Source organism: Streptomyces sp. NPDC089424 (assembly GCF_044749345.1).
In the GTDB taxonomy this organism is placed as follows: domain Bacteria; phylum Actinomycetota; class Actinomycetes; order Streptomycetales; family Streptomycetaceae; genus Streptomyces.
In genome coordinates, this window is sequence record NZ_JBIVHU010000001.1 from 617,637 (window position 1) to 630,900 (window position 13,264).

Sequence of the window (13,264 nt, forward strand, 5' to 3'; positions counted from 1 at the left end):
CCCTCAAGGAGCCGTCCGTGGGCCACCCCTTCCCGATCCGGGAGATCGCACGTCAGGCCGGCTTGAGCGAGGCCACCGTCGACCGGGTCCTCAACGGGCGGGGCGGCGTGCGCGACAGCACCGCCCGGGACGTGCGCCGCGCCATCGCCGACCTGGACCGGCAGCGCACCCAGGTCCGGCTCGTCGGGCGCACCTTCATGATCGACATCGTGATGCAGGCGCCCGAGCGGTTCACCACCGCGGTGCGCGCCGCCCTGGAGGCGGAGCTGCCGTCCCTGCACCCGGCCGTCGTGCGCTCGCGCTTCCACTTCCGCGAGACCGGCCCCGTGGCGGAGCAGGTGCGCACCCTCGACCGGATCGCCCGGCGCGGATCCCAGGGTGTGGTCCTCAAGGCCCCCGACGTCCCCGAGGTCACCGCCGCCGTGGGCCGGCTCGTCGCGGCCGGCATCCCGGTGGTCACCCTGGTCACGGACCTGCCCGCCAGCGCCCGCCTCGGCTACGTCGGCATCGACAACCGCGCGGCGGGCGCCACCGCGGCGTACCTCATGGGCCAGTGGCTCGGCGACCGGCCCGGCAACGTGCTCACCAGCCTCAGCAGCGGGTTCTTCCGCAACGAGGAGGAGCGGGAGATGGGCTTCAGGAGCGCGATGCGCGCACGCCACCCCGAACGCGCCCTGGTCGAGATCGCCGAGGGCCAGGGACTGGACGCCACGCAGTACGACCTCGTCCGTGCCGCCCTCGTACGCGACCCGGAGATCCGCGCGGTCTACTCGATCGGCGGCGGCAACATCGCCACCGTGCGGGCCTTCGCCGACCTGGGCCGCCCGTGCGCCGTGTTCGTCGCGCACGACCTCGACCACGACAACACCCGGCTGCTGCGCGAGCGCCACCTGTCGGCCGTGCTCCACCACGACCTGCGCCAGGACCTGCGCGAGGCCTGCCATCTGGTGATGCGCGCACACGGCGCGCTCCCGCCCGCCGGACCCACACTGCCCTCCGCGATCCAGGTGGTCACGCCCTACAACATGCCGCCCGGGGTGGCGGCCGTGTGACGTCGGCGGGCCGCCCGGCGCGGACCGGGCGTGTATCCCCGCGCGCCGGGCCGCGGTTCCCTAACGTCCTGCGCATGGGGAAATCGATCCCGGCCGGCGGACCCGAGCGGGTGGTGGCGCTCGCCGACGGTGTGTTCGCCATCGCCATCACCCTGCTGGTCCTGGACCTGTCCGTGCCCCGGGGCCTCGACTCCGCGCAGTACCAGGACGCGTTGTACGAGCTGATCCCCGACCTCGGGGCCTACGCGCTCAGCGTGGCGGTGCTCGGCGGCTTCTGGCGCGACCACCGCAGGATCTTCGGGCCCGTCCGGCAGGTGGACAGCGGGCTCGTCTCGCTGTCCCTGCTCGGCCTGGGCATCGCGGCCCTGCTGCCCTTCCCCACCCGGCTGCTCGCCGACTACGGCGGGGAACCGGCCTCCGCCGCGATCTACGGAGCGGCGGTCGCCGCGCTCGGCGCCACCCACCTCGCGATGTCCGTCCTGGTGGCCAGGCGCCCCTGGCTGCGCGACGGCGCCGCCACCGATGTGGGCAGCGGGCGCGACCTGCTCGATCCCGTCGTGACGGTCGTCGTCTTCGTGGTCACCGTCCCGCTGGCCGCGCTGGTCGGACCGCAGGCCATGCTGTGGTGGCTGATCCTGATCCCGGCAAGGGTGTGGACCGCGCGGGCCGGCCGCAGGGTGCGCTGACCGCTCCGGTCAGCCGGCCGCGTCGACGGCCACCCAGGCGCCGCTCTGCGCGGACCGGACCATCGCGTCGAGCACCACGGCACTGCGCACGGCGTCCGCCGGCGTGGCCCCGTAGGGGGTGCCCTCGGCGACGGAGCGCAGGAAGCGGTACGCCTCGACGACCTTCAGGTCGTCGTAGCCCATGGCGTTGGCGGAGCCGGGCTGGAAGGCGGCGAACTCGCCCTGGCCCGGGCCGACGTACACGGTGCTCACCGGCTGGTCCTGGTAGGCGCTGCCCCGGCTGACCGCCAGCTCGTTCATGCGCCGGAAGTCCCAGAACACCGCGCCCTTGGTGCCGTGCACCTCGAAGCCGTAGTTGTTCTGCTCGCCGACCGAGACCCGGCACGCCTCCAGGACGCCCCGGGCGCCGGAGGCGAAGCGGAGCAGGCAGTTCACGTAGTCCTCGTTCTCGACCGGCCCGAGTGCGCCGCCGGTGGCGCGGGAGTGGCCGGCGGTGGCGCCGGTGGGACGGGCCCGCTCGGGGATGAAGACGGCCGTGTCGGCGGTGAGCGACGTGATGTCGCCGAGCAGGAAGCGGGCCAGGTCGGCCCCGTGCGAGGCCAGGTCGCCTAGCACTCCGCTGCCGCCGCGCTCCCGCTCGTAGCGCCAGGTCAAGGCGCCTTCCGGATGCGCCGCGTAGTCGCTGAACAGCCGGATCCGGGCGTGGGTGACGGTGCCCAGCTCACCGGTGGCGATCAGGTCGCGGGCGGTCTCCACGGCGGGCGCGTTGCGGTAGTTGAAGCCGACCGCGCCCTGCACTCCGGCCGCGGCCACCGCGTCGGCGACCGCACGGGCGTCCTCGGCCGTGAGGCCGACCGGCTTCTCGATCCAGATGTGCTTGCCGGCCTGCGCCATCGCCACGCCGATCTCGCGGTGCAGGAAGTTCGGCGCGGTGATGCTGACCGCCTCGATCCGGGGGTCGGCGGCCACCTCGCGCCAGTCGCGGGTGGCCGAGGCGAACCCGAACTGCCGGGCGGCCTGCTCGGCCCGGCCGGGCACCTCCTCGGCGACGGTCACCAGCTCCGGCCGCAGGGCGAGGTGCGGATAGTGGTGCGGCAGGCGGGCGTACGCCTGGGTGTGCACCCGGCCCATCCAGCCGAAACCGACGACGGCGACACCGAGCGTGCTCACCATGACAGCGCCCCTCCTTGGACCGTTTGGTTCCTGTCCGGGCCACGATCATCGGCCCCCCTCCCCGCTGTCAACGTCCACCGGGCGCGGCGAGCGGCCCCGGCCCGCGGCCGCCTCACAGATCGATCGCGTACGCCTTGCGCAGCGTCTCGTGCACCGTCCACGTCGTCCGGTCGCCCTCGCGCAGCACCGCCATGTCGCCGGGGCCGACGCGCAGGGTGGGCCCACCGGCGACCTCGATCGTCGCCGACCCGCTGATCACCACGAACATCTCGTCGGCCTCGGTGTCGGTGACCACTCCCGGCGTGATCTGCCAGACGCCGCGGATCCGGCGCCCGTCGCGCGACTCCCAGACGACCTTCCCGGTCACCTCGGGCGTCCCGGACACGATCTGCGCCGGGTCGAGCGGCTCCGGTTCGAGCTCGGCGTCGGCAAGGTGAAGAGCGAAGCTGTGATCCATGGGGCGACCCTAACCAGCGCGAACGCCGCTCCGGAGCAGACAGGGTGTGCGGTAGGGGCGCCCGTGGTAGGACAGTTCGTCGCGGAAGCGCACGGCGGCACCGGCGGGCGGGGCGCGTCACCCGCGCACGAGCATGCTGAGCGCGTTGGCCGCCACGACCGCGCCGATGGCCGACCACTCCGCGAGGCCCAGGCCCTGATCGAGGACGACCTGGCCGACCACCGCCGCGAGCACCGGGTTGACGCTCATGAACAGGCCGAACGTCTGGGCCGGCACCCGGCGCAGGGTGAACATGTCGGCCAGGTAGGGCACCGCGGACGCGAGCACCCCCGCCGCTACCGCGCACGCCAGTGCCGTCACGGTCGGCGGAGTGCGCAGCGCCACCACCACGCCCACCGGCAGGAACAGCAGCGCCGACACCCCGGCCGCCGCCGCGGAGCCCTGCGCCCCGGGCAGCCGTCTGCCGACCGTGCGGTTGAGCAGGATGTACGCCGCCCAGCAGCCGGCCGCCAGCAGGCCGAAGCCCATCCCTATGTAGTCCGCCGACGGCTGAGGGCGCATCAGAACCACCACGCCCGCCGCCGCGATCACCGCGCAGCACGCGTCCAGCCGGCGCCGCGCCGCGACCAGGGCGATCACCAGCGGACCCAGGAACTCCAGGGTCACCGCCAACCCCAGGCCGACCCGTTCGACGGCGGTGTAGAGGCTGAGGTTCATCGTGCCGAAGACCACCGCGAGCAGCAGCACCGGCCACCACTGGCTCCACGTGAACTCCCGCAGGCGCGGTCTGCCCACGGTCAGCAGCACGGCGGCGGCCACGTACTGGCGTACCACCACGACACCGACGGGTCCGACGACCGGGAAGGCCAGCGCGCCGAGGGCCGCGCCCACCTGGTTGGACAGTCCGCTGCCGACCATGGTGACCGCCCCGGCCAGTCGTTTCGGGGCCGGCCGGGCCGTGCCGGGACGCGTCGGCAGCGCGCGTGCGGGAGCGGTTTCCATGGTCCGATCGTGCGCCCGAGGAGTGCATGCGCAAAATGAATGAACCGCTCTGTCTATACGCTGGACGCATGGATGTGGAACTCCGCCAGCTGCGCTGTCTCGTCGCGATCGTCGACGAGGGCACCTTCACGGACGCGGCCCACGCCCTCGGCGTCTCCCAGGCCGCGGTCTCCCGCACCCTGGCGTCCCTCGAACGCACGCTCGGGGTACGGCTGTTGCGGCGGACCTCCCGCGAGGTGGCGCCGACGGCCACCGGACTGCGCGTGCTGGCGCACGCCCGCCGGGTGCTGGCGGAGGTCGACGACCTGGTCGGCGAGGCCACCTCCGGGCACGTCCGGCTCCGGATCGGCTACGCCTGGGCGGCCCTCGGCCGGCACACGCTGCCCTTCCAGCGCCGCTGGGACGCCGCCCGCCCCGGGACCGAGCTGCATCTCGTGCGGGCCAACTCGCCCACGGCCGGTCTGCTGGAGGGCGGCTGCGACCTCGCGGTGGTGCGGTGGGCGCTGGACGAACGGCGCTTCGACTCCGCCATCGTGGGGCTGGAGCGCCGGCTGTGCGCGCTTGCCGCCGACGACCCGCTGGCCCGCCGCCGCTCCGTGCGGCTGGCCGAGCTCGCCGGGCGCAGGCTCCTGATCGACCGCCGTACCGGTACCACCACGCCCGAGTTGTGGCCCCCGGACGCCCGGCCGGAGACGGAGGAGACCCACGACGTCGACGACTGGCTCACCGTGATCGCCACCGGCCGGTGCGTCGGCGTCACCGCCGAGTCCACCGCGCACCAGTACCGGCGCCCCGGCGTCGTGTACCGGCCGGTCCGGGACGCCGAACCCGTCGCCGTACGGCTGGCCTGGTGGCGCGACGACCCGCATCCGGCCGCCCCGGCGGTGATCGAACTGCTCTCGGCCCTCTACCGGGCCTGATCGGGGCGCTCGGCGGCAGGCCGCGGGCGCCCCTTCCCGCGAAGCCCCGGCGTCCGGCGGGTGAACGAGCTTCCGTGTCGCATGGGGTAGGGTTTACCTGCGTGTTCACCCGGATCTCCGGGTGCCGACGCACCGGGACGTGGCGCAGCTTGGTAGCGCACTTGACTGGGGGTCAAGGGGTCGCAGGTTCAAATCCTGTCGTCCCGACGGTGCGAACAGGGCCTTCGCCGGTGGGAGCCGGCGAAGGCCCTTCGTGTGTTCACGCGGTGCGCCTGCCACGCAGCAGCCGCCACAGGACCCAGGCCTGGGCCAGGCCCCCGGCGGTCAGCAGCAGGACGAAACCCTCCGGTGAGGCGGGTATCGCCAGCAGGGGGATCGAGACGGGCAGGGTCAGGGCGATGAGCCAGATCCCGCCGAAGCCGGGCTCACCCGCCGCGATCAGCGCACCCAGCCAGGCGGCGACGCCGACGACGAGCGTGGCGTAGCCTCCGGCGAGCAGCAGGGCGGTGTCTCCGCGCGTGTACAGACCGGCGGTCTGCCGGGGCGAACGCATGGGATCTCCTCGGTACGGGACTGTGTCCCCCGACGGGTACCCGTCCCGCGGGTGCCGAGGCCCGGCCGGCGACGTCCGGCCGGGTACGCGTACGTCCGCCCACGTGATGGCGTGGTCGGAGCCCGTCACCCTCCCCCGAAGGTGACGGACCCCGACCGCTCCCCCGGTGCCGGACTGTGGTCCAGGCGTCCGTGTGCGTGGGGCGGTGCGGTCACCAGCACATGACCGCCGTCTCGCCCGGACCCCACGAGGAGTACAGGCGCACGCGGACGAAGTAGCGGCGGCCCTTGACGAGCCGGGTCCGGACTGTGGCGTTGCCGGGGGTGCCTCCGTCGTCCTGGCCCCCCAGGTAGCGGGGTTCGCCGTCCCGCTCCTCGAAGACCACGACGACGGTGTCGCTGTCGCCGAAGGTGCCCACGGTGTACGTGCGGGTCTGCGGCGGCTCGACGACGAAGTCGGCCTGCTCGCCCGGCCGCAGAGCGAGCGGCGCCGAACGGAACGGCACCAGCGCGGGCGGCCGCGCGGAGCCGGACGGCGGGTACCAGCGCAGTACGAACTCCTTGTCGAGGCCGGAGAGCGTGCCGGGCGGGTGCAGCCCCGCGCGGAACTGCTCGGGTTCCAGGACCAGTCCCGACGAGAACGCGTACTCCATGATCGAGTGCGGGTCCCAGACGGAGCCGTTGACCTCGTCCGGGTCGAGCTTGCGCAAGATGTTGAAGAAGGTCCGGTCGCGGTTCCAGAAGTTCGGCGGGCCCGCCAGCTCGTCGTAGACGGCCTCGTCGTCCCAGTGGATGCCGGCGAACGGGCTCTGGTGCTCGTGCAGCATCCCGAGCGCGTGCCCGATCTCGTGCAGCGCCGTCCCGCGCTCCCCGGGCTCGGTCAGGTCCCAGCCGAAGTTCATCGTGCGGTCGTTCCGCCCGGCCCGGAGCGCGTCCCTGCCCACCGCCGACCACGAGCCGTCGCCCGGCTGGAAGCCGATCCGCAGTTCGGCCTCCGTCCGGTCCTCGACCTCCGTGAACGTCAGGCCGATGCCGAGGCCCTGCCACTCCGCGAGGCACTCACGGACGACGTCCTGCTGTTCCTTGGCGCCGCCCCACGACATGCGCCGCGTCTCCCCGGTCCCCGGCACGGGGATCACGGAGCCGTCGGCGTCGCCGGTGAAGAAGTAGTAGTGCAGCACGGTGCCGTTGACCCACATCCGGTGCCCGCCGGCGAGCGCACCCAGCCGCTCGGCGGTCAGCCCCGGTGCGAAGACGGGGGCCGACGCCTGCGCGAGGGAGCAGTAGCGTCCGGGCATGCGCACAGACTGCCGCCGGACCTGCCCGGGGCGCCTGAGTCGGGGGCTACTCAAGTCGCCCTGTATCAGGACTGAGTAGGGGCGCTCATGCTCATGTGACGACTTACGAACAGGACGCGAGGACCCTGGAGTTGCCCTGGCCGTTCACCGGGCGGGAGGACGAGCTGGAACTCGTGCGCCGCTCGCTGACCGCCGGCCGGCCCGGCATCGTCGTGACCGGCCCCGCCGGGTGCGGCAAGACCCGCCTGGCCACCGAGGCGGTCCGGGGCGCCGACTGCGCGAGGGCCGCCGGGACACCCGAGACCCGGGACATCCCCTTCGCCGCGTTCGCCCCCCTGCTGCCCGAGGAGGCCACCCTGCACCGGGCGGTGCAACTGCTCTCCGGCACCCGGCTGTTGCTGGTCGACGACGCCCACCTGCTCGACGACGCCTCCGCCGCGCTGCTCCACCAGCTCGCCCTGCACGGCCGCACCCGCCTGCTGGTCGTCGCCGACGACGGCGCGCCCCTGCCCGCCGCGGTCTCCCGGCTGTGGACCGGTGAACTGCTGCCCCGGCTCCCCCTGGAACCGCTGCCCGCCGAGGAGAGCGCACACCTGATCACCGCGAGCGCGGGCGCCCCGCTGGAGCCGCTCACCGCGAACCGCCTGCGCCACCTGTGCCAGGGCGACCTGCGGCTGCTGCGCGACCTGGTCGGCGCGCTGCGCGACGGCGGCCACCTCGGCCGCGTCGAGGGCACGGACGAGCGGGAATGGCGCGGACCGGTGCCGGTCCCCGCGACGGTCCTCGGCCGGATCGCCCCCGCCCTGGACCGCACGGCACCCGACGAGCGCGAGACCCTCGACCGCCTCGCCTTCGCCGAACCCCTCGCGCTGCCCATGGACGGCCTGGACCTCGGCATCCTCGAACGGCTCGAACACGACGGCCTGGTCCGCATCGACGACGAGGGCGCCGTCCGGCCGGCCCACCCGCTGCTCGGTCCCGCCCTGCGCGCCGTCGCGGGCAGGCTGCGCACCCGGCGGCTGGCGGGCGCCCCGGACCGCTGCGACGCCGCCCTCGCCGCGGAACAGGCCGCGCTCATGCGCCACGTCGAGCAGTCCGACGTACGGCGACCCGTCACGGCCGTGGGGGAGTGGCTGGTGGCCGAGGGCCTTCCGGTGCCGGCCGGGTACGCCGCGCTGCGGGCGCGGCTGGCACGGTTGCGCGGCCGGCTGCGGGAAGCCGGGGCGTGGGCCAGGGAGGGGCTGCGCGGCGCTGCGGACGACGTCTCCTGCCGCGCCGAACTCGCCCTCGCCACCGCCCAGTCGGGCGAGGTACCCGTCGCGGCGGAGACCGGGCTGAGCGGAGCCGTGGCGGTGTGGACGGCGGCGGCGCGCGGCGACCTCGACCGGGCGCTGGCCGCGGCCGAGGCGGACAGCGCCTACGACGCCGTACGTCTCGGAGCGCCGGAGCGCGGCGCGGGCCGGCTTCGGGGAGTCTTCGCCGAGCACGCCGACGCGCTCGCCCGGGGCGACGGGCCGGCGCTGGACCGCGTTGCCGCGGGCCTGGAGGAGCGGGGGTTCCTGCTGTTCGCCGCCGAGGCGCACGCCCAGGCGGTCCGCGCGCACCGCGACCCGCGCGCCGCCCGCACCTCACGCACCCGCGCCGTGGCCCTGTCCCGGCGCTGCCAGGGAGCGCGCACCCCTGCCCTGTCCGGCCTCGCGCTCGGTGAACTCACCGCCAGGCAACGGCAGATCGTCACCCTCGCGGCGGCCGGCCTCAGCAACCGCGAGATCGCCGAACAGCTCACCCTCTCCGTCCGCACGGTCGGCAACCACCTCTACAGCGCCTACGTCCGCCTCGGCACCGGTGACCGGGCCGCCCTTCCCTGCCTGGTGGAACTGCCCGACGCGCAGCCGGCGTAGGGCAGCCGTCGGGATCAGGCAGTCGTGGTCGCGCGGACCCGTCAGGCCGCGCCGAACGCCGTGAACGCCCACCCCGTCGCCCGGTGGACCGCGTCGTCCGGCAGCGCGGCGCGGGCGTCGCGAAGGGCCTCGGCCAGGGTGAGGCCGGTGGCGAGCCCCTTGTGCAGGGCGAGCATCAGGGGGACGACGGCGGCGTCGTTGACGGGCGCGCTGCTCGCGACGACGCCCGCCGTGCCCAGCGGGAGCAACGCGGTGACCAGGCCCAGCAGTTCGTCCGCGCCGACCGACGCGAGGCGGGCGGTGTCGCAGCTGGAGAGGATGATGCGGTACGGACTGCGGTCCAGGCGTTCGAAGTCGTGCACGATAAGCGGCCCGTCCGCCATCCGCAGCGCGGAGAACAGCGGGCTGTCCGCGCGGAAGGTGCCGTGCGCGGCGATATGCGCGAGCGCCGCCCCGTCGAGCTCCTCCAGCACCCGCGGGACGCGCGCCTCGTCGTGCTCCAGGACGGTCGGCCTGCCGTACCGGTCGGCGACCTCGGGCACCTCCGCGCCCCCCGTCGCCAGCCCCGGTCCGCGGACCAGCACGTGCCGCCCACCCGGCGGTGGTTCCGTCTCCAGGGCCCGCAGCCAGCTGCCGGCCGACGGCGACACGCTGACCACCCGCTCCCGCAGCGACGGCAGCAGCGCCCACGGCACCCGGTGCAGCCGGGCGGGCGGCACGACCACGACGGGCCCGGGCCCCAGGTGCGCGACGGCCGGCCCGAGCAGCAGTTCCTCCAGCCGCCGTCCCGCCGCCTCCACGACCGGCAGCCGCCCCTCCGCGCCGGGGTGGGCCAGGCGCCGCAGCCCGGCCTGTACGTACTCGGCCTCGGCCTCCGCCTCCGTGAGCAAGCCCGCCTCGAACCGCCGCACCCGTCCCTGACCGCACAGCAGCACCTGCACGCGCCCGTCGAGCACGGCGAGTTCCACCAGCCGTGTGCCGCCCAGCCGTGCCAGCAGGCGGCCCACGTCGAACCGGTCCCCGTCGCCGGGCGAGTCGCCCCGCATGTGCAGGGTGCGCGAGCGGACCTCCCGCTCCAGGCGCCGCTGCTCACGCTCCAGCGCCGGCACCGGCCGGCCCTCCATGCGGGCCGCCTCGGCGCGCGCGGCGATCTCCCGGAACGCGGTCAGCGAGCGCACCAGCGCGGGGTCGGCGGGCGGCCGGGTGGGCGGCGCGGACAGCACCGTCGCCCGCCACCGCTCGCTCCACATCAGCAGCCGTCGCGGGCCCCCGGCGGCGAGGCTCGCCTGCTGCGCGAGCGCGGCCAGCTCCGCGCCCTGCTCGGTGGCGCGCGCCCGCAACTCCGAGGCGCCGAGCGTCATCCGGTGGTCGTCCAGCACGTCGAGCCCCCGGCGGCAGGCCTCCAGCACCCCGCGGCTCGAACCGGCGGCCCGCGCGCGCAGGGCCTGCGCCGCCCAGCCGGTCATCCGCGCGTGCGACGGCCCCGTGTGCCTGCTGCGCGCGGCGACCGCGAGATGCCGTTCCGCGTCCGTGCGCCAGCCCAGGCCCAGCGCGATCCGGCCCGCGAGCAGCGAGGCCTCCGGCGCGGCCGGCGCCCCGAACGCGGCCAGCCGGTCGGCCACCGCCGCGGCGTCCGCGACCAGCCGGCCCGAACGGCGGCCGGCGGCCACCCGGGCCTCGATCAGCACCAGCCGGGCGTGCGTCTCCCACCAGGTGCGCCGCTGCGCCGCGAACAGCCGCACGGCCAGCGCCGCGCGCGCGATCGCCGTGTGCGGATCACCGGCCAGCCGGGCCGCGCGGGCGGCGACCAGCAGCAGCTCGGCCTTGCGGGTCGACTGGCCGCCGATGCCGTCCAGCACCCCTATCGCCGCGTCCGCCTCGGTCAGCGCCTCCTTGGCCAGCCCGGCCGCCATCAGCACCTCGCAGCGCCGGATGTCGAGCATGAAGGAGGGCGTGCCGAGCTTCGCGTACCGCTCCTGCGCCTCGTCCAGCAGCCGCAGCGCCGCCGGGATGTCACCGGAGCGGAACGCGGCCAGGCCGCGGCTCTCCACCGCGTCGGCCTTGTCGTGTTCCTGGCCCGTGGTGTCCCACAGCCGCTCGGCGGCCGTGAAGTCGGCGTCGGCGCGCTCCACCGAGCCCAGCGCCAGGTGCACGGTCGCCCGCAGCGTCAGCGCCCGCGCCGTCCAGATCACGTCCTGCGCCTGCCGCAGCACGGGAATCGCCCGGCGTACGTCCTCCAGCGCCTCCCGGTGATGGCCCAGCACCCACCACACGTAGGCCCGCCGGTACAGCACCCGCGCGCGCGTGTGCCCCGAACCGCGCAGCACGCCCCGCTCGAACGCGGCGAGCCCCTGCCGGGTGCGGCCCGCGTGCACCAGCGCCACGCCGAGCGTGCCGAGGACGTCCGCCTCCCGCTCGGCCGACTCCGCGCGCGCCGCCAGATCGCGGGCCCGGCGCAGATGGTCCAGGGCGATCCGCAGATCGCCGAAGTCCCGCTGCCAGATACCGATCACCTGATGGGCGACGGAGGCGTGCAACGGCGACGGATCGGTGCCGAGCACCCGTTCCGCACCCGCCAGCGCGTCGTTCGGAGCGGCGAACACCATCGGCAGCAGTTCGAGAACCGTGTCGCTTCCCGCTGTCACCCCTCGGATGGTAGTGGCCGCGGAACCATGCCACACGGGTTTGTCTCTGTATCAATCAGCGGCCGGTCCGCTCTAGTTGTCGACGCAACGCCCCAGTGGGAGGACACGCCATGGCACCACAGCGATTCCACGAGCAGTTCGACCATATCCAGCGCTCGATGCCGGACGTCCCCCTGGCGATGGGCCCGGACGACTCCGCCGAGTTCATGTACGAGAAGGGGGTCGTGCTCGCCAGGGACGGCGAGGAGGCCCGTGTGGTCGAGGACGTCGTGCGCGCCCACTTCACCGAGACCGCCGGCCTCGTCGGGGAGAGCGTGCGGCGGGCGGGGCCCGAGACCAACCGCTCCGGAATCACCCGTATCCAGGTCGGCGACCCCGGACAGGGCGACCGCGGCGCGGACCGTGAGGTCGCGAGCGCCCTGCGCGCGCTGCGCACCGCGGAGGGGCGCGCGGGACGCAGACTGGTCAGCCGCAACCACGTGGTGCACATCGCGGTGAACGCCTGTCCCGGCGACGAGCCCGTGCCCGCCCAGCCCACCGAGCAGCCCAACCCCGCGCCCGCGGAGGGCCTCTACGACCCGGACACCGCCGTCGGCGTGCTGGTGATCGACACCGGACTGATGCGGGACCACCGCTCCTACCCCCTGCTGGCCCGCGCCCAGGGCGACCACCAGATCCAGGAGTGCGACGACGACGGCGTGCTCCGGCAGTACGTCGGGCACGGCACGTTCATCGGCGGCCTCGTCGCCGCCGTCGCGCCGAACACCGAACTCACCGTGCGCAACAGCCTGAACGACGCGGGCGCCATCCTGGAGTCTGAGTTCGGGGACAAGCTCTTCGAGGCCGTCGACGACGGCTGGCCCGACATCATCAGCCTCTCCGCGGGCACCTCCAACGGCCGCACCGACGGACTGCTCGGGGTGCAGGCGTTCATGGAGGAACTGCGTTCCCGGCGCACCCTGCTCGTCGCCGCCGCCGGCAACAACGGCAGCGCCACCCCGTTCTGGCCCGCCGCCTACGCCGACCTGCCGGAGTACGCGAGTTCCGTGCTGTCGGTCGGCGCGCTGCGCAGCGACGGCGAGTTCGGCGCCTGCTTCAGCAACCACGGCGGCTGGGTGAAGGTCTACGCCCCCGGCGAGCGCCTCACGAGCGCCCTGACCGGCTTCACCGAGCCCGTCCCGTACATCTACCAGCACTCCACGTACGAGTCCTGCCGCTACGGCTTCGGTTACGCCTGCACCTGCCAGTCCCCCCGGCACACCGGCGTGCTCAGCGACGCGCAGAGCGAACCGGGCGATCCGGACCGGGTGATGTTCGAGGGGCTCGCGAACTGGAGCGGAACCTCCTTCGCCACCCCCGTGGTGGCCGGCCTCGTCGCCTCGCACATGGTGGCGCACAAGGAGACCGACCCGCGGGCCGCCCGGCAGCAACTGCTCGCCGCCAACACCGAGTTCGCGGAGGTGCGCGGCGCCGTCGTGCCTGCCCTGCTCCCGCCGACCTGGCGCCCCGGGCCGGTCGGGACCGCCGGCCCCGGAGCGTGAGTGTCCTGACGGTCCCCGCCACGGCGTACGATGACAT

11 protein-coding genes and 1 tRNA gene are annotated in these 13,264 nt (G+C 74.7%); 6 read left to right on the forward strand and 6 right to left on the reverse strand.

Annotated elements, in window-relative coordinates; all coding sequences use genetic code 11:
• The first annotated feature begins 17 nt into the window (after window positions 1-17).
• Together ACIP2X_RS02625 and ACIP2X_RS02630 are read left to right on the forward strand one after the other, a co-directional pair.
• Window positions 18-1,052 (forward strand): LacI family DNA-binding transcriptional regulator, encoded by a 1,035-nt coding sequence (locus ACIP2X_RS02625; RefSeq protein ID WP_401666522.1) that lies wholly within the window; start codon window positions 18-20, stop codon window positions 1,050-1,052.
• Between the two features lie 74 nt (window positions 1,053-1,126).
• Window positions 1,127-1,738: a TMEM175 family protein gene (locus tag ACIP2X_RS02630; protein WP_401666524.1), complete on the forward strand. Its 612-nt coding sequence runs from the start codon at window positions 1,127-1,129 to the stop codon at window positions 1,736-1,738.
• A gap of 9 nt (window positions 1,739-1,747) precedes the next feature.
• On the opposite strand, the gene ACIP2X_RS02635 is transcribed toward ACIP2X_RS02630, so the two are convergent.
• The 3 genes from ACIP2X_RS02635 to ACIP2X_RS02645 form a co-directional block, all read right to left on the reverse strand.
• Entirely contained in the window at window positions 1,748-2,911 is a 1,164-nt protein-coding gene (locus tag ACIP2X_RS02635; RefSeq protein WP_401666527.1) for a Gfo/Idh/MocA family protein, read from the reverse strand.
• A 112-nt stretch (window positions 2,912-3,023) separates the two neighbouring features.
• Complete coding sequence (locus ACIP2X_RS02640) at window positions 3,024-3,368, reverse strand: cupin domain-containing protein (RefSeq protein ID WP_401666529.1); 345 nt, start codon at window positions 3,366-3,368, stop codon at window positions 3,024-3,026.
• Between the two features lie 117 nt (window positions 3,369-3,485).
• On the reverse strand, window positions 3,486-4,370 hold the full coding sequence (locus ACIP2X_RS02645; RefSeq protein ID WP_401666531.1) for an EamA family transporter: 885 nt from the start codon (window positions 4,368-4,370) through the stop codon (window positions 3,486-3,488).
• 68 nt (window positions 4,371-4,438) lie between these two features.
• On the opposite strand from ACIP2X_RS02645, the gene ACIP2X_RS02650 reads away from it, so the two are divergent.
• The gene (locus ACIP2X_RS02650; protein ID WP_401666534.1) at window positions 4,439-5,290 is read left to right on the forward strand and encodes a LysR family transcriptional regulator; all 852 of its coding nucleotides are present in this window, start codon (window positions 4,439-4,441) and stop codon (window positions 5,288-5,290) included.
• 133 nt (window positions 5,291-5,423) lie between these two features.
• Window positions 5,424-5,497, forward strand: a tRNA-Pro gene (locus ACIP2X_RS02655).
• Between the two features lie 52 nt (window positions 5,498-5,549).
• Here the strand turns inward: ACIP2X_RS02655 and ACIP2X_RS02660 are convergent.
• Both ACIP2X_RS02660 and ACIP2X_RS02665 read right to left on the reverse strand, forming a co-directional pair.
• Window positions 5,550-5,843, reverse strand: coding sequence for an SCO4225 family membrane protein (locus tag ACIP2X_RS02660; protein ID WP_401666536.1), 294 nt, complete (start codon window positions 5,841-5,843; stop codon window positions 5,550-5,552).
• Between the two features lie 211 nt (window positions 5,844-6,054).
• Window positions 6,055-7,140, reverse strand: a complete 1,086-nt coding sequence (locus ACIP2X_RS02665) for a M12 family metallopeptidase (protein WP_401666538.1) — start codon at window positions 7,138-7,140, stop codon at window positions 6,055-6,057.
• 95 nt (window positions 7,141-7,235) lie between these two features.
• Here ACIP2X_RS02665 and ACIP2X_RS02670 point away from each other — a divergent pair, with 95 nt between their 5' ends.
• A complete protein-coding gene (locus ACIP2X_RS02670) occupies window positions 7,236-9,041 on the forward strand; it encodes a LuxR C-terminal-related transcriptional regulator (protein ID WP_401666540.1) in 1,806 nt (601 codons plus the stop codon).
• 41 nt (window positions 9,042-9,082) lie between these two features.
• On the opposite strand, the gene ACIP2X_RS02675 is transcribed toward ACIP2X_RS02670, so the two are convergent.
• Entirely contained in the window at window positions 9,083-11,686 is a 2,604-nt protein-coding gene (locus ACIP2X_RS02675; protein ID WP_401666542.1) for a CHAT domain-containing protein, read from the reverse strand.
• A gap of 110 nt (window positions 11,687-11,796) precedes the next feature.
• On the opposite strand from ACIP2X_RS02675, the gene ACIP2X_RS02680 reads away from it, so the two are divergent.
• The gene (locus ACIP2X_RS02680) at window positions 11,797-13,227 is read left to right on the forward strand and encodes a S8/S53 family peptidase (protein WP_401666545.1); all 1,431 of its coding nucleotides are present in this window, start codon (window positions 11,797-11,799) and stop codon (window positions 13,225-13,227) included.
• Window positions 13,228-13,264: the final 37 nt, after the last annotated feature.

Excerpts from the sequence above, each read along its gene's own strand:
- ACIP2X_RS02630 (WP_401666524.1), top strand. The coding sequence starts at position 1,127 with ATGGGGAAATCGATCCCGGCCGGCGGACCCGAGCGGGTGGTGGCGCTC.
- ACIP2X_RS02635 (WP_401666527.1), bottom strand. The coding sequence starts at position 2,911 with ATGGTGAGCACGCTCGGTGTCGCCGTCGTCGGTTTCGGCTGGATGGGC.
- ACIP2X_RS02640 (WP_401666529.1), bottom strand. The coding sequence starts at position 3,368 with ATGGATCACAGCTTCGCTCTTCACCTTGCCGACGCCGAGCTCGAACCG.
- ACIP2X_RS02645 (WP_401666531.1), bottom strand. The coding sequence starts at position 4,370 with ATGGAAACCGCTCCCGCACGCGCGCTGCCGACGCGTCCCGGCACGGCC.
- ACIP2X_RS02650 (WP_401666534.1), top strand. The coding sequence starts at position 4,439 with ATGGATGTGGAACTCCGCCAGCTGCGCTGTCTCGTCGCGATCGTCGAC.
- ACIP2X_RS02660 (WP_401666536.1), bottom strand. The coding sequence starts at position 5,843 with ATGCGTTCGCCCCGGCAGACCGCCGGTCTGTACACGCGCGGAGACACC.
- ACIP2X_RS02665 (WP_401666538.1), bottom strand. The coding sequence starts at position 7,140 with ATGCCCGGACGCTACTGCTCCCTCGCGCAGGCGTCGGCCCCCGTCTTC.
- ACIP2X_RS02680 (WP_401666545.1), top strand. The coding sequence starts at position 11,797 with ATGGCACCACAGCGATTCCACGAGCAGTTCGACCATATCCAGCGCTCG.